This is a genomic window from Salimicrobium salexigens (assembly GCF_900156705.1).
Taxonomy (GTDB): domain Bacteria; phylum Bacillota; class Bacilli; order Bacillales; family Halobacillaceae; genus Salimicrobium; species Salimicrobium album.
The window spans coordinates 47,223-66,980 of sequence record NZ_FTOK01000004.1 but is presented as its reverse complement, the minus strand read 5'-3'; the positions used below and the strand labels follow the sequence as shown (position 1 = coordinate 66,980).

Here is a 19,758-nt window from a genome sequence, read left to right as displayed (position 1 = left end):
ACTACCAACATCGAAGGAGAAAAGCATATGCAATCAAAACGCGATTTAGTATCCATCGTCAATTTGTGGTTCGATGGAACGCGCACCGAATTCACACATGCTTTCATAGAAAGATTCGCCTACGAATGGGTGATTGAAATCGTCAACCCTCAGCCCATCCCTCTTATTGAAGATAAGGATTATTTGATGACGCTTGCATTCGAACAGGAAGACGGTCTCACTTTTTCGTCGATAAATATAGAAGCTTATGATATTATGCAGGGAGAAGAATTCACGGTCTATCGCTTTTATATGTATCCGTTATAGAAGGGGAAGGATTGTCTTGTATTATTTAGGTTTCGCACTGTTTTTTCTCGTTTACTTTCTGGTCGGGCTATTTACCGACCTTTTGAAACTTACGACTGTAGGCGGGATTATAGCTATCGCTTTTATACTTCTGAACGTCTATCTTTATGTAAAAGAGAAAAAGAAAGATCCGGAAGAATGATTTCCGGACGCCGAAAGTCTGCAGAGGAGCACAGATCCTCTGCATTTTTTTATTTCCCGGGAAAAGGCGGGCGCGGCGGTACAGGAATAAGAAAAGTCCCGTCTGACGCTGGCATCGGACGGGACTCCTTCACTATTCAGCTTTTTCCTTCACCCATACTTCTCCGTTTTCATATTTAAGCTGTTCCGGATAGCGGAGATCGGTCACTTCTTCCACCGTCTGTTGAGTCGGCGGTTTCGTCGACAGGGATACTATGATATTCGTAAGGAAGCCGGCAGCAGCTCCGAAAATACCTGCACCTGTGTCGATGATGCCGAGCAGGGTGATTCCTCCGAATTTAGCGAGGAAAATGTACGTGAGCGTCACCGTCAGACCTACGAGAAGCCCGGCAACAACTCCGGGGCCGTTCGCCCGCCGCCACCATACTCCGAGAACGAGGGCCGGGAAAAAGGTTCCCGAGGCAAGTGCAAAAGCCCAGGCTACGATTTGGGTAATAGCTCCCGGCGGATTCAGAGCAATCAGTCCCGCTACTACTGTCGCTATTACGATGGACCAGCGTCCTACTGCCAGTCTCTTTCTATCTGTCGCTTTCGGGTTAATGGAACGATAGTAAATATCGTGGGAGAGTGCGGCCGATATCGTAATCATCAGTCCGCCGGCCGTCGACAGTGCCGCAGCCATAGCTCCGGCTGCCATCAGCCCGATTACGAATATGCCGAGGTTCGCAATTTCCGGAGTTGCCATCACGACGATGTCTCCGCTGATGACAAGCTCGGACCACTGAAGCGTGCCATCCCCGCTCGTATCGGCCACCGACAGCTGTCCTGTATCGACCCAGGACTGCGTCCATGCAGGAAGATTATCGATTTGTGAACCGGCTACCTGGGTCATGAGAATGAACCGGGAAAAGGCAGCGTAGGCAGGTGCGGACAGGTAAAGAAGTCCGATGAACACGAGCGCCCACGCACCGCTCCACCTGGCCGCTTTCATAGTGGCTACCGTAAAGAACCGTGTGATTACGTGTGGGAGACCCGCTGTGCCGGCCATAAGTGTAAACATGAGAGCGATGAACTGCCATTTCGTCCCTTCCGTGAAAGGTACGAGATATTCGGTGATACCGAGTTCCTGATCCAGTGTGGTAAACTCCGAAACGACTTCCCCGTAGGAAATCCATGGAAGCGGATTGTTAGTCAGCTGGAGCGCCATAAATACGACCGGTATGACGTAGGCGGCAATCAGAACGACGTACTGGGCCACCTGCGTCCACGTAATTCCTTTCATCCCTCCTAAGGCGGAATAAAAAGCGATAAGGACCACACCGACGAGTGTACCGACAGCCGTGTTCACTTCCAGAAGCCTTCCGATTACTACACCGGAGCCTGCGAGCTGTCCGACGGAGTATGTGAAACTTATTATAATCGTAGCTGCTGCTGCAATCAGCCGTGCAGTATCATTCTTGTATCGGTCCCCGATAAATTCCGGCACCGTATATCTTCCGTATTTCCGGAGCTGAGGAGCGAGAAGAAACGTAAGCAGCAGGTACCCTCCCGTCCATCCCATTATGTACGCCAGACCATCGTAGCCGAGCAGCATGACGGTACCCGCCATACCTATAAACGACGCCGCACTCATCCAGTCGGCTCCGATAGCCATCCCGTTGAACACCGGGGGCACCCCGCGGTCCGCCACATAAAAATCCGACGTCTTCTTTGCTGTGTTGAATACTGCAATGCCTATGTATAATGCAAATGTTGCCAGTATTAGTGTAAGTGATACTAAAAATTGAGTTTCCATACCTTCCCTCCCTTATTTATTGACCGCTTTTCCGCTTTCGTTTTCCTCTTCTTTATCCAGATCCAGCAGGCCGAATTTCCTGTCTACGAAATCGCTTACAATTGCATTCACAAAAAGCAGGAATATAAACGTCAAAACGGCACCCTGAGCCCCCATATAATAGTGAAGCGGCATGTTCAGGAAAGTAATGGACGATAAAGGTTCTGCGAATAGCACCACTCCGTAGGAGACACAGAAACCTATAATAAGATAAATGACGATCAGTGTAGTCCGCGTACGAAAATAAGCGTCGGCCGTCTTCTTGTCTATCTTCTTCAAATAACTTCCCTCCCTTTTAATCTCTCAGATCGAAAATGAATGAGACCGTTTCCCAGAATGGGAGCGGAACCATAGCGATTTTGATCAGCACGAATCCCGCTAAAGCGACAAAAGGAAAAGTAAGATAAAGCGCCTTCCCTTTTTTAAGACCGAGTACTACGCTTACGATCGTAAGCAGCACAAACCCCGCAACTAATACCATGACCCGCCTCCTTATGTAATTTTAATAAAACAGAAATTTCTAAATTCATTAAATATTCCAACTATTATTTAACTAGATGTTCACATAAATGTCAATATTTTAACAAAAAAAAGTGACTCCCGGCTATGCCGGAAGTCACTCTCCATCTCTTTTACTTACCGATATCCACGATCCGTCCTTCAGTCTCGGGAGAAACGCTGCTCCCCTGACTCTGCAGATACTGTGTGAACACGTCGTAATCCACGAAGCCTGGCTCGCTTACCCTTTGATCGTTGTATACCGTTTCAAACATACCGTAACCGTCTCCTCCCTTAATCGTGAAGAGGTTACTTGCGACGTAGTACATTTCGCTATCCTGAAGAGGAGCATAGGTGCCGTCATCCTGAAGTACTTCAGCTTTGACTACACGTTCTCCGACAGGTTTAGTACTGTCATACTCAAACTTCATCCCTGACACCTGCAGGAACTGCCCTCCCGGATTCGGGGCGGTCGATACGCTGTGTTCGAGTGCAGCCCTGAATTCGTCTCCCTGGATATTCATAATTCCGAGGGAGTTACCGAAAGGCATCACCGTCAGCACTTCTCCGAGCGTAATCGGACCTTCATCGATGGAAGCGCGGATGCCTCCTCCGTTGGATACGGCAATCTGCGTTTCGGGATTGATCTGTTTCGCTTTCCACAGCATACCGTCAGAGATCAGATTTCCGAGATTCGTTTCCTTCGTACGTACGTCTTCCCGGACGCCGTTCAACGGTATTTCGGCAGTGACGCCGATCTCTTCCTTCTGGATCGCTTCAATCTGCTCAGTATACGGTTTCAGTTCTTCGGCAAATTCTTCGTCTTCTTCAAGACCCTCAAGAGGTACGAGTTCTCCCTCGTAGCCGGTGATGACTCCTTTTTTGTTGAACTCAACTTCAAGAGTACCGAGATTGTTGTTATACTCTCCTGCCTGAACGATGACAGTAGGCTCTTTATCTTCCACAATACGGGGCTCGGTGATTTCCGTATGCGTATGTCCTCCTACAATTACGTCGATTCCGTCCACTTCTTCGGCAAGAATCAGATCGTTATCATATTTCGCCGTGTCGTCCAGACCGAGGTGAGTGAGGGCGATTATTTTGTTCACGCCTCTGTCTTCGAAAGCTTCCACCATAGCTTCCGCTTCTTCAATATAGTTGGAGAAAGTAATGTCTTTTGGACTTGAAATATCTTTCGTTTCTTCTGTCGTCAGACCGAAAATGCCTACTTTTTCGCCCTTAACTTCTTTCGTGATGCCGCTGTAGATTTCCCCGTCCTCAGCTTCGGCCGTTACCGTTCCCGTCTCGTCCACTTCATCGAAAAGCGGGTCAGCCGAGAAATCCACGTTGGAAGCTACAAATGGAAAGTCTGCCCCTTCGATGAATTCCTGAAGAGCTTTATGTCCATTTTCACCGTCACCTAAATCAAACTCATGGTTACCGAAACTCATGGCGTCATACTCAAGCATATTCATGAACTTCAGATCGGCCTGCCCCAGGAATTCCTGGAAATACAGCGTTCCGGAGAAAATATCTCCTCCGCTTAAGAGCAGAGCCTCCGGATATTTTTCTCTGTAGTTGTCCACTGCAGTTTTCGTTATTGCAATGTTACCTATATGGCCGTGCGTGTCGTTCGTATGCATCAGCTCAAGGTCCAGCTTTTTATTTTTGTGTTTCCCGTTCCCTTTACCCGGATGATCTTCACCCTTGTCTTTCCCTTTGCCCGGATGTTCATCAAATACCGGGTGTTCTTTACCTTTATCTTTATCTTTATCTTTTCCTTTTCCATTTCCTTTGCCCGGATGTTCATCGAATACAGGATGGTCTTTGTCTTTTCCGTGCCCGTTCCCTTTGCCGGGATGACTATTTTCCTGTTCGATCTCGAAGGAGGCCAGCACAGGATCATGGTCACTCGCTCGGCCGTCTTCCACACCGAAGTTCGAGTTTACATTAATGGTTTCTATTTCGGAGTCGTCATATAAATCATCTGTAGCAAGTATATGATCGAGCACCTGAGAGTTCCCCTGATAGTTGTACGTGTAGCGATCTTCAGGGTCCACGTCTTCGATGAGGTTGTTCAATACATCCCCCTCAAGTTCCTCCAGTGGATTGGAGAATTCGAAGTCGTTCAGATCCCCCATGATCACAACGTTTGCATCGTCCATTTCCGCTTCGGCTTTCTCCGTGAATTCACGGATCACAGCAGCCTGCTTCATTCGCTGCTCCTCACTTCCAAGCTCATACGGATGTTCCGAACCGAACGGCGCTCCATCTCCTCCTTTGGAGTTGAAGTGGTTGGTTACGACGATCACTTTTTCGCCGTTGAATTCGAATTCTGCAGCCACCGGCTTCCGTGATTCGTTCCACGCTTCGTTCTGCGGAGCGATACGTGCAGGGTTATGGGAAAGCCCGTCTTCTGTAACCTCCACCGCTGTTGTTGCGTCTCCGGAAGGTTTCTCCGTCATCGATACGCGATCCGGATTATAGATGACTCCCACGCGGATGTTACCACCGGGAATACCTCCGTCCTGACCGTCTTCAGGAACGACTTCCGCATAGTTATAAGTCGGGCCGCCCGCTTCTTCTATGGCAGCTATCAACGTCTCATAGCTTTCGCTGCCGTCCACCGTACCGTCGTCTTCATTGCCACTGTTGTCCTGCACTTCGACAAGCCCGACGATATCGGGTGCGTTCATGTTTTCCACCATCTGTTCAGCGATTCTTGCCGTTTTCTCAGGACTCGTTTCCGGAGAGAAGTTTTCCATGTTGTACGTAGCTACTGACAATTCGGACTCCGAACCTTTGATCGTACCGAATTCCTCTTCGGCTCCTCCGTCAGACAGAGCAGGAAATTCTCCGGCAGGGCGTATTTTGTAATTACTGTAATCGTAATTCACAACGCCTGTAATCGGGCCTTGGAAATAATCTCCGGTTTTAGCCTGAATTCCTTTTCCGTCTACATCGATCAGCATTCTTTCAGGGTTGATGTCTTCTTCGGTAAGACGTAGTCCGTCCACATCCGTAAACGTCTGATCTTCACTCGTTTCCACGTACACCGGAAGTTCATCATACTTCACAGGTCCGGTGACAGTGGCGTCCGGAAGTTCAATAAGCATTCCTTCCAGACTTTCATAGAAATCAAGACCGTCTGTCTTCGGATCAAAAGAAGTCATTCCGTCATCTTCTACCGTCTCCGTAGGCTGCTTACGATCCTCCCCGATCACTGTCGTATCCGGAAGTTCGGAACCGGACGCCTCCTTCGCGATTTTTTCGGCAGAAATCTGGGTCGTAAGAAGATCGTTGGCATCACTGTAGCCGTCTTCTCTCCACTCTGTAACTTTACCGTCAACCTTCAGTTCGTCTCCGACTTCCACACTGTGGCCGGATTTATAAACATAGATACCTTCCGAAGTGCTTATATCGTCATCCGGATTCATGGACTGCATATAGAAACCATTGGAACCATCAAGTTTTGTAACAACACCCGTTACTCCTTTGACTGCCGCCCCTTCATACGGGGATGTGTGACCGGCCCCCTGCAAATCATGAATCTCCACGTCGTCGGCTGCCGGCAGGACGCTGTAGGTGAATGTTTTCTCATCACTTACGGTACCGTCCTCTTTCACTACGACCGCTTTCAACGTCGTATCTTCATTTATCACGACAGGCTTCGTGTACAGGGTACTGTCAGATCCTGCAGCTGAACCGTCTGTGGTGTAGCGTATTTCCGAATTTTCGGCAGCCGTGTACAGCTCCACTTCTTTGCCTTCCACAATGTCACCTGAAGTTTCAGAAGCCTGAACCGCAAAAACTTCGGTGACGACATCCCGTTTATTTCTCGGTACTATTCTGTACTCTCCGTAACTGTAGTCGACTACGCCGGTAAGCTGTTCATATGTATCACCTACCTGGAGGAGTCCCTGTTCTTTCGGAGTGGAATAAAGAGTACCTTCGTTATCCGTCAGCGTGTAATCCCCTTCACTGCTTACGCTTTCAACAGTGACGTTTTCCGCCAGGACGAGTTCCCCTTCCACATCTTCGTTCATGTCGGAGCTGCTGACGGTTTGAGCATCAGGCACCCCGGGAGTTCCGGTTTCTTCAAGCATGGACGTCGTCGTTTCGATCTGTGCCATGCCGTAATAATCTGCAAGTGTTCCCTGTGCTTCCACACTCGTGCCGAGCTCAACGTTCAGGGAAGGGCCGCGCAGGATTACGCCTCCTGTTCCATCCTGGACGTACAGATTCGTCTGTCCTCCTGCCGTGAATGAAGCAGTGACCGTACCTTCAATACGTACCGTCTCTCCTTCGGAAGCTGCTCTCGCATCAGCGACACTGATTTTTTCGACAGCCTCTTCCTGCTTCACTTCGTAGCTTCCGAGATGTTCAAACGTATCTTTACTGAAAGCATTCCATTCGCCGGATGCGTTGAACGCATCATCAGGAACAGTATCCCCGGCAGTCACACTTTCCTTTCTGACGAGAGTCACGTCCTTACCGAACTCCGCATCCGTTCCCGTCTGCCCGATTGAATCGACGACACTTCCGCTCTTCTTCAGAACTACCGGGTCATTTCCGTTAAAATTCGTTACTCCGCCGTTTGTCGTATCCGCTTCAGCCAGCACTTCCTCTCCGGCACTCGTATGCGCGATGACGTGTACATCTCCGGATGAAAGCGTACCTTCCAGTTTCAATTCACTCGAAGCACTTGAACTTCCGTTCGAATAAAGCTCTACTGTGTAATCAGAGAGGTCGATCGGTCCCCCTGTCCCGTTATAAATTTCGAGAGCCTTGTTGTAACTGCTCCCTTCCACATATTCAGAAAACAATAAGTCCGATGTCTCTTCAGCATTAACCTTCCCCACGCTTGCGTAGGGGGATAAAACCATAGCTGCTGCTCCAATTCCGAGAGCCAACCTTTTTACATAATTCAAATGCGTCTCCTCCTTGTGAAAAATGTAAACGCATTCTTATTATAAAGGATGTCCTGTAATATTGTGTATACTTTTTGATAAATAATTGTAAACTGATTATTTGTAATCGTACAACTGAATGAACTGATCAATTGTAAAATTTATTCCACGTTTGTGGTCCGATAATACCATCAACCTGAATGTTGTTTTTCTGTTGAAATGTAACTGCCGCTTTCTCCGTAAGAGGTCCGAAAATGCCGTCTGCCGCAGTTCCGAGTTCTAGCTGAACCTGTTTTACTCTCCGGCCCCGGCTTCCCCTCCGGATCAGAAATCCCGGGTAATCGAAAGGCCCCCGTCCTGAAGCCAGATCCTTCCACGTCATCCCGTGCGTCCATTCCAGGTGAGGATAGTCCTTGAAGGTTCTCCAATTTCCACCCCACGTAAAGCCCAGGTCTTTTGATATAGATGCCACTCTCCTCCAGCTTTCATCCACCCTCCAAATTGCCTGTTGTCCGCTTTTGTCTACCAGACAGAAATCGATAGCAAGTCCGTAATTATGGATGCTCTGCCCGGGCCTTGCGTGTGTGACGATACTTCCCCGGCTCCCGTAATTCCGCCCGTCCCACCTATACCAGGAACGTCCCTGACCATACAATTCCGCCTGTCTCCGGTACGAACGGTGGCCTTCTGTTATTTGAGCACAAATACCCTCATCGTACGCAGCGGCTATGATTTTCTTTCCAAAGACGGCAATCCGATGATCGACATTGCCCATGTTCCTCACACTCCGTCTTACCAGCTCATTTTTACTGACTATCATACATCATTCCCCCTTTTGTCCTTACAATCGAAACGGACTTCCCTTCCGTGTAATCAGATTAATGGATTTTTTTAATCCGGCATCTTAAAATGAAAGATATCATGCAATTAATTGAGGTGGATAATATGAAAATAGAAATATGGTCCGATTTCGTGTGTCCTTTCTGTTACATCGGAAAGCGTCGCCTGGAAGAGGCTTTAGAATCGCTTCCGGATGATGCCGAAGTGGATATACAATACAAAAGTTTTGAGCTGGACCCGGATGCGAAAACGGAGACGACACCGGTGATGCACGAAAAACTGGCAAAAAGATATAATCAGTCGCTTGAACAGACGAAAGAAATGACTTCTTCCATGGAAGAGCAGGCGAAAGCAGTCGGTCTCGATTTCCGGTTCGATCAGATGATTCCTGCTAATACGTTCGAAGCTCATCGTATAGCCAAATTCGCTGAAGAGCAGGGAAAAAGTCATGCAGTAACCGAACGTTTTCTGAGTGCCGCTCTTACAGAAGGGAAAAATATCGGGGATTCCGAGACCGTGTACAACCTGGCCGTGGAGGCAGGACTTCCTGCCGGAGAAGTGGAACAGATTCTGAACGGGGATGACTATGAAGAGAGTGTCCGTGAGGAAGAGCGTGAAGCCTATCAGCTTGGTGTCCAGGGCGTTCCTTTCTTCGTCATCAATCGTAAATATGCGGTATCCGGAGCTCAGCCGAAAGAAACGTTCGAAGATGCACTGAAACAGGTGTGGGAGGAAGAACGCGGCACTCCCGCCTTTACCAGCCTCAATTCAAAGCAGGGCAGCACCTGCAGTGAAGACGGTTGTGACTGATTTTATTCATAAATAAAAGGCGAGCGTCTCCCCCAAGACGCTCGCCTTTTCCTTTCCCTCATACCTTTTACTCCTCAGTATCCATATGCGCTTTCTCCTGACACCGGATTATTCGTTCTTTCCGCTTATTTCCAGATAAAAATAATAGCAGTCCTGACAAAGGATAGTGCCGTCACGGACCCCGTCCTTTACAAAAAACATATAATCTTCGAGTTCTTCCGTATTACAGTGATGACATGATCTTGTAAGTGTATACCACTGCTCCTGCTCGATATGCAAGTGCTTCCCCCCTCCTCTCACTATGTATCCTACTTCTTCCTGTAATGTGTGGCAAAAGACCATAACAGCGAGGTCCCGGTGTATCACGTGTACAAATTTCAAAAACAGGGGAGGTATATTTCATTTATCGATTGTTTATACGTACGGGATTGCCCGATTCAAACGTTTTTCAAAAAAATTCCCCCGGCATAAATGCCGGAGGATGATTATCTCGTCGGATTTGTCACAGGGGCGGTGTAGTTCTGTGTCGTACCGGCACTGACCAGTACGTATACTATGAAAGAAAACAGTACAGGAAGAACGACACTATGGACTCCGAGCGGCTGGTTGAAGAACTGATCGACAATTACATAGGACAGAATCCCTGTCAGCATCGAAGAGATTGCGCCGTACTTGTTCCCTTTCTGCCAGTACAGACCAAGTACCACCGGCCAGATGAAAGTGGCTTCAAGCCCCCCGAAAGCGAACAGGTTCAGCCAGATGAGAAGATCCGGCGGCTGAAGGGCCATGAGAAACACGAATATGCCGAGCACTCCCGTCACCCCGAAACTCATCCCTTTCACCCGGCGCTCGCTCGCATCCGGTTTCAGATACGTTACATATATATCTTTAACGAATGCGGAACTTACAAGAAGCAGCAGGGAATCGACGGTGGACATAATAGCGGCCATCGGAGCGGCGAGGACGAGGCCAGCCACCCAGCCCGGCAGCACTTCAAGAGCGATAAGAGGCATAACTTTATCCCCTACTTCGATACCCGGAAGGATGGGACGCGCGAATACACCGATCAGGTGCATATTGAGCATCACGAAACCGACCACGACGGTACCGATGATGATAGCTCTGTGCATCGCTTTGGAGCTTTTGTAGGACATGGCCCGGAGCGTCACCTGAGGAAGCCCGACAACCGCCACCCCTACCAGAATCCAGAAAGAGGATACATAGGCTGGTGTAAGAGTGAGATCTGCCCCGAACGGTGTAATCAGGTTCGGGTTTTCCCGGGTCAGTCCCTGCATAATTTCCTCGACGCCTCCTCCTGCAATCACGGTGGCTATCAGCAGGATGAGCGTACCGACAAACATCACACTCCCCTGCACAGCGTCTGTCAGAGCGACAGCGCGGAAGCCTCCGATAATGACATAAATAAGGACGGAGGCAGCAAAAATAAACAGGGCCGATGTGTAAGGGATACCCGTCACCGTCTCGATGAGTCTTGCTCCGCCTACCCACTGGGCTGCCATTGCAGAGAATAGAAAAATAATGATACTGACTGCGGCGAGCAGGGCTACCACGTGGCTCTGATACCGCGTCCGTAAATAATCGGTGAGAGTTACGGCTTTATACTCCCTCGCCTTAATCGCAAACTTCTTCCCGAGTACCATAAGTACGAAGTACCCGGTCACGACCTGAGTCATCGCAAGCAGTACCCAGGCGAGGCCCTCGGTGTAAGCTACCCCCGGGCCACCTATGAAACTGCTCGCACTTCCGTATGTAGCCATCATTGTCATGGCAAGGATAAAACCGCCCAGTTCCCGTCCTCCTAAAAAATACTCCTGCATGAAATCCTTTTTAGAGAGACGGATGGACCGGTTCGCCCAGAATCCGATAATAAAAATAAGTATAATAAATAGAAGTAATGGTATGATTACCGCCCAGTTCATTCTGTATCCTCATCCTTCGCTTCAAGAGGTACGTCCGTGAAATATACGTTCACTACAAAGATGACCAGCACCGACATAAGGATAAAACCGCCTACACAGCTCATGAAAAACCAGGCGGGAAGACCGAATATGTAACTGTATTCCTCCGGAGGCTTACTGCCGAGGCCATACGCAAAACCGAACCACCATAGAAAATTGATGAGTGCCAGACCTACGCCGATCAGAGCCTCCCGGTTAGCCACCTTGAATCTTTCGTCGTGCTTTTCCACCAGTACCCCTCCCCGATTTTTGTTATAACACTACTCATTATGCAACATTTTCTGATAAATGAGAAGTGAATTATCGTGGAGAAAAATGGTATACAAAAAGCCCCTCATCTATGGTAATGCACCCCGGAAGTTAGATTTTTTATTCTAACTTCCGGGAGTCAGTACCTATGAGCGGCTTTCGTATTTCCGTTTGAATGTTTCATACTGTTCATCGGAGAAAAGAACGAACCGGACGATCTGCAGGCTACCCGGACGCGGGAAGTAGGATTCGACGACTTCGAGTGCCGTATCGATACCAGCTTCCAGAGGGTAGCCAAAAGCACCGGTCGAAATCAGCGGAAAAGCGACACTGGTTATCTTATGTTCCCGTGCCCTCTCCAGTGATTCTCCGTAACAGCTTCCAAGAAGCTCCTCCGCCGGCTCATCCGTTCCGTATACCGGACCGAGCGTATGGATCACGAAATCGTTCGGAAGGCCGAATCCTTCCGTGACGACGGCTTCTCCCGGCTGCAGGGGTGCATACCGCTCTCCGGCCTTTTGAAGCCCGGGTCCCGCTTTTTTGTGAAGAGCTCCCGCGACGCCGCCCCCTGACCGCAGTTCTTTATTCGCCGCGTTCACTACTGCTTCCATGTCGGACTGGTCCGCTATATCTCCTTTAACGACCTCTATCTTCATCGAAACATCCCTCCTGAACAATCGGTGATAGGACCTTCACTGAAATTTTCTCACATCCGGCTTCCCATGGCCAGATAAAGTGCCCCTTTTACTCCCGCTTCATCAGTCAGACCGGGGGATACGATGTATTTGTCGATAGTATCTTCGGTCAGGTACGGAGAGCTTACGTACCCGTTCAAAAGTTCCAGTACCATCGTTCGGATCATCGGAAACAGCTGTTTCTGTTTCATGACTCCCCCGCCCAAAATGATTCTCTCAGGAGAGACGATGTATATATAGTTGACGAGAGCCTGGGCGAGATAATAAGCTTCCATCTCCCATACCTCTTTCCGGTCCACCAGCTCTTCTGCGGGGCGGCCCCACCTTTTTTCGATATGAGGTCCTGCAGCCATACCTTCCAGGCAGTCTCCGTGATACGGACAGCCTCCTGCATAATCATCATCCGAATGACGGCGCACGGGTATGTGTCCCATTTCCGGGTGAGATAATCCTCTCAGCGTCTCACCCTTTATATAGGCTCCGGCTCCGATTCCTGTACCTACCGTAATGTAGAGACAGGAGTCCACGTCTTTAGCGGCCCCCCACTTAGCTTCCGACATCGCTGCCACATTTACATCCGTATCAATGATGACCGGAATGAGGAGGTGGTCCTGCAGCTCTTTGCCGAGCGGATAATCCACCCACTCCGTCTTCGGCGTTTTCTGCAACTGGCCGTAGAAGGCACTGTCCGCGTTCACATCAATAGGTCCGAAACTCCCGACTCCGAGCCTTTCAATATCTTTCCCTCTGAAAAAATCGATGACTGCGGGCATAGTGATGGAAGGATGTTCTGTAGGAATGACCTTTTTTTCCAGAATCTCTCCCTCTTCGTTACCTACTGCCAGTACGAATTTTGTTCCTCCGGCTTCAATTGCTCCGAGATTCATACAGTTTTACCTCCTGTCTGTCTGCGAAGTTCCCATACAGTAAGGGAAAGATCCCCATTTATTATACCGGAAGTTTCTTCTTTTTCCGGGAATATCCTCGAGGAGAATACAGTCTCTCCTCCGTTTATAAAAATTTCAATTGAAGAGTGATCGACGAATAACCGCATTTCCGTAAGAGGGGAGTCGAGCACTGTCGCTCTCCACTCTTCCCCCGAACCGTCCATCGCAGGTCTCGTCAATATCGCTTTTCCTTTGCTGCAACGAAGAGATATATAACGGAACAGTTCTATGTCCACGTCTCCGTCTATATCCTGAAGCAGAATCTCGCTGCTCGCAGGAATCTTCCCTTCCCATTTTTCCTGTGACTCCTCAACTACTTTCCGCATGCGCAGTTCTTCCATTTCCACGAGAGGTTTCTGGACGATCGTATCTCCCTTCTGCGAAAGTTCCCGGGGCAGCGTCATCTGGTGAATCCAGTGATAGTCGTGGGTAGGGAAGTATTCCTCTCCGCCATCCGGCATGCCCATCCAGCCGATTATTATTCTGCGTCCGGCATCATCCTCCATCGTCTGCGGAGCATAGAACTCGAAGCCGTGGTCCAGCTCCCGGAAGTCCTCCGTGCGGAACCCGTCTTCAAAATCCCCGATGATGTAGCCGGACTGATACATGTTTCTGTAGTCCATACCCTGCTCCTCCAGCCCCTGCGGAGAAAATAACAGCACATCTCCTTCGAGCCGGAAAAAGTCCGGGCATTCCCACATATACCCGAGTCCGGATGCGAGTATCCCTTTGTACTGCCACGACTCAAGATCCGGGGAGTCGTAGAGGACGACACACCCTTCCTTATCCTCGGTCTGAGCTCCTATTACCATATACCAGCTGTCGCCTGTTTTCCATACTTTCGGATCGCGGAAGTGAGGGGTGAAACCTTTCGGAAGTTCAATACTTACCCCAAGCTTTTCGAACGTGACGCCGTCCGGAGAACGGACTTTACACTGATAACTCTCCCGTTCGCCCTCCCCGTTTTTGACATTGCCCGTATAAAACAGGATGAGCTCCCCGTCTTTTTCGACAGCACTCCCCGAATAGCATCCGGATCTGTCATACCACCGGTCCGGTGCAAGCGCAGGGCCGTGAAATTCCCAGTCCACCAGGTTTCCGGAAGTAAGATGCGCCCAGAACTTGGCCCCGTGCCCGGTATGAAAAGGCATCCACTGATAGAATAGATGATACGTCCCGTTCCAGTGGATGAAGCCATTCGGATCGTTAAGCAGACCGACCGGTGGCGCTATATGGTAGGCAGGGTAGTAAGGGTCCTGCTTCACCGTATTGCCCCACCTGGCTATCTCTTCAGTTGCTTCATTTTTCATTACAGTCTCCGTCATGAATTCTCCCCCGTTCCTTAAAATCTTATCACAAGAAAGAAAGCCGGAGGTACCCGGCTTTCCTCTTACATATTCTCTTCCATTTTCTCATCGAAACCGAACAAATAAGTGAGGACGAAGGCTACGATGATACCGACCAGGTTCACTACGATGTACCAGATAATCTGTTCGTTCAGATACAGCAGCGCCCCGGGTATAACGGTGATTGCCATTCCGGTGGCTTTAAGGCCGAGAATCGAAGCCAGGAATCCGCCGGCACCTCCTCCAATCAATCCCATAATGAACGGCTTACCGTAGCGGAGGTTTACACCGAAAATCGCCGGTTCGGTAATTCCGAGAAAAGCGGAAAGGGTGGACGGGTAAGCAAGAGCTTTCATCTTAGCTTTCTTCGTTTTCACACCTACTGCAAGTGCTGCGCCCCCCTGAGCGGCCATAGCTGCCGTTACAATAGGGTTAAACGGATTGTATCCGAGATTCTCCAGCAGTTGAATTTCAAGGAAATTGAAGATGTGGTGTACGCCGGTTATGACTATAATCTGGTTAAAGAAACCGATGATCAGTCCGCTCAGACCGAACGGAAGTTCAAGCAGCGTTCTCGTCCCGTCGAAAATCCAGCCTTCCACTATATGAAGCACCGGACCCAGCGCAAACAGGGACAGCGTAATCATAATGAGCAGAACCAGAAACGGAGTTACGATTAAATCGAGCGCTTCCGGGACGCGTTTCCGGAAAAACTTCTCCACTTTCGCACCCACAATCCCTGCGAAAAAAGCGGGCAGGACAGAACCCTGATACCCGATTACGGGAATAAAGCCTAAAAACTGCAGAGGTTCAGCCGTACCGTCGGCCACTTCCCACGCGTTCGGAAGCGACGGGGAGACGAGCATCAGCCCGAGCACCAGCCCGAGCACCGGCGTTCCTCCGAACACCCGGAACGTCGACCATGCCACAAGGGCAGGCAGAAATACGAAAGCGGTATCCGTTAGTACCTGGGTGAATAAAATAAAGTTTTCCGAGATATCTTCCGGGGCCATACCGAAAAGAGCGAGTATCTGCTCCTGTGTTACCAGACCCCGGACTCCCATGAAGAGTCCTGTAGCAACCAGAACGGGAATGATCGGTACGAAAACGTCACCGAAAGTACGAATCGCTCTCTGGAATCGATTCCCTTGCTGTTTACTTTCTTCTTTCATCTCGGACTTGGTCGTTCCGGTTATCCCCTGATTCGTCACTTCTTCATAAATTCTGTTCACCGTACCCGTGCCAAATATAATCTGGTACTGCCCCGAGTTGTAAAAAGCACCTTTCACTTTATCTATATCTTCCACACCGTCAACGTCGACTTTCTCATGATCATGTACCATAACCCGCAGACGCGTGGCGCAGTGAGCGATCGACTGGATGTTTTCTTCTCCTCCAACCGCTTCAATGACCTGTTTCGCAATCTCTTCATTACTGGACAATTGTAACCCCTCCTCAAATTGTGTGAACGATTCCACATATAAATAAAATAGCGCTTTCATCTTTTGTTAAAAAAGAAGATGTGTAATCGATTACACATCGTCGATATTTCTCACCATACACTATCTCTTTTTATAAGTCTATACTTGTGCATCATTTTTTTACTGTACTTAATTCCGGCCATCGTTTCAAGCAGCATCTCTCCGACTGCTTCCCCGGCTTCTTCGTTGTAATAATTCACTGTAGTTAAGGAAGGAGTGATGTACCTGGACATAACGGCATCCCCGATTCCTGCCACTGCAACGTCCCCAGGGATAGAGAAACCCTGCTCTTTCAAATATTCCATCGCTCCTGTCGCCATCCGGTCCGTGACGCAGAATACAGCGTCCGGAGGATCGGAACGGTTGCCGGTAATGATCCATTTCATAGCTTCGTAGCCTGAATCTATGCTGAAATCCCCTTCCGCCATCCAGCTTTCCTTCACTTCCAGGTTATGTCTCCTCATGGCATCCGTATAGGCACTCTGCCTCAGCTTTCCGACAGCAGGATCGGTTTCGGAAACACCGATAAAGCCGATTTTTCTGTGCCCTTTCCCGATAAGGAGCTGCATAATGTCTGAGGAAGCATCATAATCCGCATACGTCAGCGACGGCACCCCCGGGATATTTTGGCCGAGAGCCACGACGGGGATGGGGAAGGCTTCTATTTCCTGCTGAAGCCTCTCTCCGATATTGGTAGCCAGCAGGATAATCCCATCCGCCTGCCTGCTTTTGAGCAGGCGCAGGTATTCAATTTCTTTATCCGGATCCAGTTCCGTATCCGTAAGGAGAATCTGCATGCCTTCCCGCTTCATCACTTTATTGATACCCGATACGACACGGCTTGAGGTTTCCGTACTTATTTTCGGCAGAATAATGCCGATAACTCCTGTCTTTTTTGTGCGGAGCGTCTGGGCGGACTGACTCGGCATATACCCGGTTTCATTAATGACCTGTGCAATTCTTTCACCGGCTTCCTGACCGACATAGCCGCTGTTATTCAGAAAACGGGACACGGTCGTCCGGGAAACACCTGCCAACTTGGCTATATCATTAATTGTAGTCATTTGACTCTCTCCTATAATCGATTAATCCGGAAACTATTCTTTCTCTTCCAGCGCTTCTTTCAAAAATTTGTACACTCCGTTTTCGGTGTTCGGGTAGTCGGTCACTTCCGGGAACTGATCTTTCAGCTCCTCGGGGGCGTTACTCATCACTACCGGTCTCCCTGCCAGCTCAAGCATCGGAATGTCGTTCCCGCCGTCCCCGATTGCAATCAGCTCTTCCGGGTCGATGCTGTAATAATCAAGCAGAAGTTCAAGTGCCGAACCTTTACTGATACCTTCCTTCATCACTTCCACATTATGTTCAGAGGAAGATGAAGTAATGAAAGGGGCCTTGTTTCCGCCCAGACTGACTTCCCAATTTTCCAGTTTTTCCTGATCATTTGTAAAAAAGTAGACTTTCACTACTTCCTTCAAATCGGGATCCTCTTCAAGTTGGAGATGTTCTTTCCATACTTTCTGACGTGAATTCCACTCGTGCTCACGGACTGTTTCGGCTTTCGGCCCCTCCAGTTCTTCTACGAGGGATATTTCATCTTCTTTAAAAGAGATCCGTCTTCCGTCTTTTGTATGTATTTCATAATACAATCGGTGTTTACGATTTTCTTCAATCAGCTTCCGGACGATCTCTTCATCGAGCGTTTCGTCTGCAAGTATCGTTTCTCCGGCTACAGCCACCATTCCGTTGGCAGCGGCGATTCCATCAGGCCTCATGTCTTTAGCCAGAACTTCCTGCACATCACTGAGTGTGCGGCCGGTGGCAAGAAAAATATAGTAGCCTTTCTCCTGTAAAGATGAAACAAGGGAAAGGAGCTCATCGGTAATGATGTGTTCATCATTCAGAATCGTTCCGTCCATATCCAGTGCGACAGCCTTCATATAACGCCCTCCTTCTCTTTTTAATAATAACACAGGACATAACAAAACTGCCTTAGTTAAAAGGCAGTTTTGTTATTCTTCGACTTCTATTTTACCGAGAAAATACCCGTCCACCTGTTCAAGAGTACCTCTCCAGTAAACGCCGCCCTCTTCCGGGGTCGGAGTATCGGAGATGAACACTTTGGCGTCTTTCAGATGAATGAAAGAATAGTGCTCATGTTTTTGTTCTTTCGTCGATTCTGCAGCTTTCTCAAACTGCTCACTGATTTTCTGTGACGCTTCCCCGCCGTTTTCCAGCAGGTGGGAAGTGGCATTCAGATAATCGTGGGCAGACGTAAGAGTGCCTGTCACTAACGCCCCTTTCACCTGAAGGGTCAGATCGACCGTAAAATCTTCTTCATTCGCAGATTTAACGTACGTTTCTAAAATATCATCCATTCTTAGTCCTCCTCTCAGGATTCCTCTTCAGAAGAAGGGTGTACTGCATTTTCCTGATTCACCGTTTTCTTTTTACTGCCCGAGCTTTTCTTCACAGTATTCTGCTTGTTGGAAGAAGGTTCTACGCGTTTGACGACAGAGGAATCATCTTCCCCGTTGTCTTCGCTGTCTTTGCTGCTCTTAGTATCTTTTTTGGTTTTGCTGCTCTTCTTACTGCTCTGGCTCTTCTTATTTGACGAAGTTTTCTTTTTCTCAGACTGACCTGAATCACTTTCACCAGATTCATCGGAATCGCCGGATTCCGCAGAACTGTCGGTACCCTTCTGTTTGCCGTCTTGAGCTTTCTGGTTTTGGGAAGATTTACTGCCAACAGACTTTTTCTCTTCCGATTCATCAGAACCGTTTTCGGTAGTTTTGTTCTCTTCGTCGCCTTTGTTATCTTCCTGATCTTTCTCTTCATTCTCATCTTTCTTCTCTTGTTTGTTTCCTTTGATTGTATTTTTCAGTTTATCCCGCTTACGGGTGCTGCTTTCTTCTTCTTCCTCATCGTCCTCTTTCTCGTCATTCTTCTTGTCCCGGGTCAGTTTATCTTTGACTTTATCTCTTTTACGAGTCTCTTTCCTGTCAGAGTCTTCTCCGGAGTCCTTTTCTGATTCATCTTCATCATCGCTGTCATCTTTGCTGATTTTCAGCTTTTCTTTCACCTTATCCCGCTTACGGACATCTTTTTCCTCATTTTCTTCCTTGCTGCTGTCATCCTGTTTTTTGTTCGCTTTCGATTCATTCCCGGACTCTTTTTCAGCTTTAGAATCATTTTGCTTAGATTGTTCTTCCTTCTGTTCGGATTCTTCTTTGCCGGATTTATCACTGACGTCCGGTTTGAAAATCCATCCGACGAGGGCACCGAGCGTGCCCCCGACAATAGCTCTTAGCATTTTACTGGAGCCTTTTTTATTTTCATTGCTCATTTGTTATTCTCTCCTATCTGCGTACGGTCATTGGACATACTTTTTTCCAGTTTTTCCAGTCTTTCTTTCAGCTCCCTGTTCTCATCTTCCACTTCTTTTCTGGCTGCCTGCGAATTCAGGAACGGGTCGCTTTCCCACCAGTCCATTCCGATTTCTTTTGCCTTATCGACGGAGGCGACAATCAGACGGATCTTTATGGTAAGAAGCTCCACGTCAGCGATGTTGACCTTGATATCCCCGGCGATGACTACACCTTTATCCAATACGAGTTCAAGTACATCAACGATACTGTCGTTTCTGGTTGACTGTTCTATAGGCATACGATTTCCTCCTTCTT

20 protein-coding genes are annotated in these 19,758 nt (G+C 48.6%); 3 read left to right on the top strand and 17 right to left on the bottom strand.

From position 1 onward, the window contains the following. The first annotated feature begins 27 nt into the window (after positions 1-27). Positions 28-306, top strand: coding sequence for a hypothetical protein (locus BW931_RS05935; protein WP_076570791.1), 279 nt, complete (start codon positions 28-30; stop codon positions 304-306). Positions 307-322: 16 nt separating this feature from the next. Continuing rightward, the gene (locus tag BW931_RS13610) at positions 323-487 is read left to right on the top strand and encodes a hypothetical protein (RefSeq protein ID WP_200802037.1); all 165 of its coding nucleotides are present in this window, start codon (positions 323-325) and stop codon (positions 485-487) included. A gap of 132 nt (positions 488-619) precedes the next feature. Here BW931_RS13610 and BW931_RS05930 read toward each other — a convergent pair whose 3' ends face one another. The 5 genes from BW931_RS05930 to BW931_RS05910 form a co-directional block, all read right to left on the bottom strand. Beyond that, positions 620-2,281 carry a sodium:solute symporter family protein gene (locus tag BW931_RS05930; RefSeq protein ID WP_076570788.1) on the bottom strand — a complete coding sequence of 554 codons (1,662 nt, stop codon included), beginning with the start codon at positions 2,279-2,281 and terminating at the stop codon, positions 620-622. 12 nt (positions 2,282-2,293) lie between these two features. Further along, a complete protein-coding gene (locus BW931_RS05925) occupies positions 2,294-2,599 on the bottom strand; it encodes a DUF4212 domain-containing protein (protein WP_008586960.1) in 306 nt (101 codons plus the stop codon). A gap of 16 nt (positions 2,600-2,615) precedes the next feature. Next, complete coding sequence (locus BW931_RS05920; RefSeq protein WP_008586958.1) at positions 2,616-2,801, bottom strand: hypothetical protein; 186 nt, start codon at positions 2,799-2,801, stop codon at positions 2,616-2,618. Between the two features lie 151 nt (positions 2,802-2,952). Further along, entirely contained in the window at positions 2,953-7,749 is a 4,797-nt protein-coding gene (locus BW931_RS05915; protein WP_076570786.1) for a 5'-nucleotidase C-terminal domain-containing protein, read from the bottom strand. Between the two features lie 127 nt (positions 7,750-7,876). Further along, positions 7,877-8,548 (bottom strand): M15 family metallopeptidase, encoded by a 672-nt coding sequence (locus BW931_RS05910; RefSeq protein WP_008586955.1) that lies wholly within the window; start codon positions 8,546-8,548, stop codon positions 7,877-7,879. A 125-nt stretch (positions 8,549-8,673) separates the two neighbouring features. Here BW931_RS05910 and BW931_RS05905 point away from each other — a divergent pair, with 125 nt between their 5' ends. Next, positions 8,674-9,378, top strand: a complete 705-nt coding sequence (locus tag BW931_RS05905; RefSeq protein ID WP_076570783.1) for a DsbA family oxidoreductase — start codon at positions 8,674-8,676, stop codon at positions 9,376-9,378. A 108-nt stretch (positions 9,379-9,486) separates the two neighbouring features. On the opposite strand, the gene BW931_RS13495 is transcribed toward BW931_RS05905, so the two are convergent. From BW931_RS13495 to BW931_RS05850, 12 genes are all read right to left on the bottom strand, one after another. After that, entirely contained in the window at positions 9,487-9,657 is a 171-nt protein-coding gene (locus BW931_RS13495) for a hypothetical protein (protein WP_156330832.1), read from the bottom strand. 206 nt (positions 9,658-9,863) lie between these two features. Beyond that, positions 9,864-11,318, bottom strand: coding sequence for a sodium/pantothenate symporter (gene panF / locus BW931_RS05900; RefSeq protein WP_076570781.1), 1,455 nt, complete (start codon positions 11,316-11,318; stop codon positions 9,864-9,866). Beyond that, entirely contained in the window at positions 11,315-11,587 is a 273-nt protein-coding gene (locus tag BW931_RS05895; protein ID WP_076570778.1) for a YhdT family protein, read from the bottom strand. Before BW931_RS05895 ends, panF begins: the two co-directional genes overlap by 4 nt. A gap of 165 nt (positions 11,588-11,752) precedes the next feature. Next, entirely contained in the window at positions 11,753-12,262 is a 510-nt protein-coding gene (locus tag BW931_RS05890) for a macro domain-containing protein (RefSeq protein ID WP_076570775.1), read from the bottom strand. 50 nt (positions 12,263-12,312) lie between these two features. Further along, positions 12,313-13,188 carry an ROK family protein gene (locus tag BW931_RS05885; protein ID WP_076570772.1) on the bottom strand — a complete coding sequence of 292 codons (876 nt, stop codon included), beginning with the start codon at positions 13,186-13,188 and terminating at the stop codon, positions 12,313-12,315. Beyond that, entirely contained in the window at positions 13,185-14,573 is a 1,389-nt protein-coding gene (locus BW931_RS05880) for a glycoside hydrolase family 32 protein (protein WP_076570769.1), read from the bottom strand. The genes BW931_RS05885 and BW931_RS05880 overlap by 4 nt, the downstream gene beginning before the upstream one ends. A gap of 65 nt (positions 14,574-14,638) precedes the next feature. Further along, entirely contained in the window at positions 14,639-16,036 is a 1,398-nt protein-coding gene (locus BW931_RS05875; protein WP_076570766.1) for a sucrose-specific PTS transporter subunit IIBC, read from the bottom strand. Positions 16,037-16,146: 110 nt separating this feature from the next. Beyond that, the gene (locus tag BW931_RS05870) at positions 16,147-17,139 is read right to left on the bottom strand and encodes a LacI family DNA-binding transcriptional regulator (protein WP_076570763.1); all 993 of its coding nucleotides are present in this window, start codon (positions 17,137-17,139) and stop codon (positions 16,147-16,149) included. 33 nt (positions 17,140-17,172) lie between these two features. Then, positions 17,173-18,015: a Cof-type HAD-IIB family hydrolase gene (locus BW931_RS05865; RefSeq protein WP_076570760.1), complete on the bottom strand. Its 843-nt coding sequence runs from the start codon at positions 18,013-18,015 to the stop codon at positions 17,173-17,175. A gap of 72 nt (positions 18,016-18,087) precedes the next feature. Then, positions 18,088-18,453, bottom strand: coding sequence for a gas vesicle accessory protein GvpU (gene gvpU / locus BW931_RS05860; RefSeq protein ID WP_008586931.1), 366 nt, complete (start codon positions 18,451-18,453; stop codon positions 18,088-18,090). A gap of 14 nt (positions 18,454-18,467) precedes the next feature. Continuing rightward, positions 18,468-19,421, bottom strand: a complete 954-nt coding sequence (locus BW931_RS05855; protein ID WP_076570758.1) for a hypothetical protein — start codon at positions 19,419-19,421, stop codon at positions 18,468-18,470. Next, positions 19,418-19,741 (bottom strand): gas vesicle protein, encoded by a 324-nt coding sequence (locus BW931_RS05850; RefSeq protein ID WP_076570755.1) that lies wholly within the window; start codon positions 19,739-19,741, stop codon positions 19,418-19,420. The genes BW931_RS05855 and BW931_RS05850 overlap by 4 nt, the downstream gene beginning before the upstream one ends. Positions 19,742-19,758: the final 17 nt, after the last annotated feature.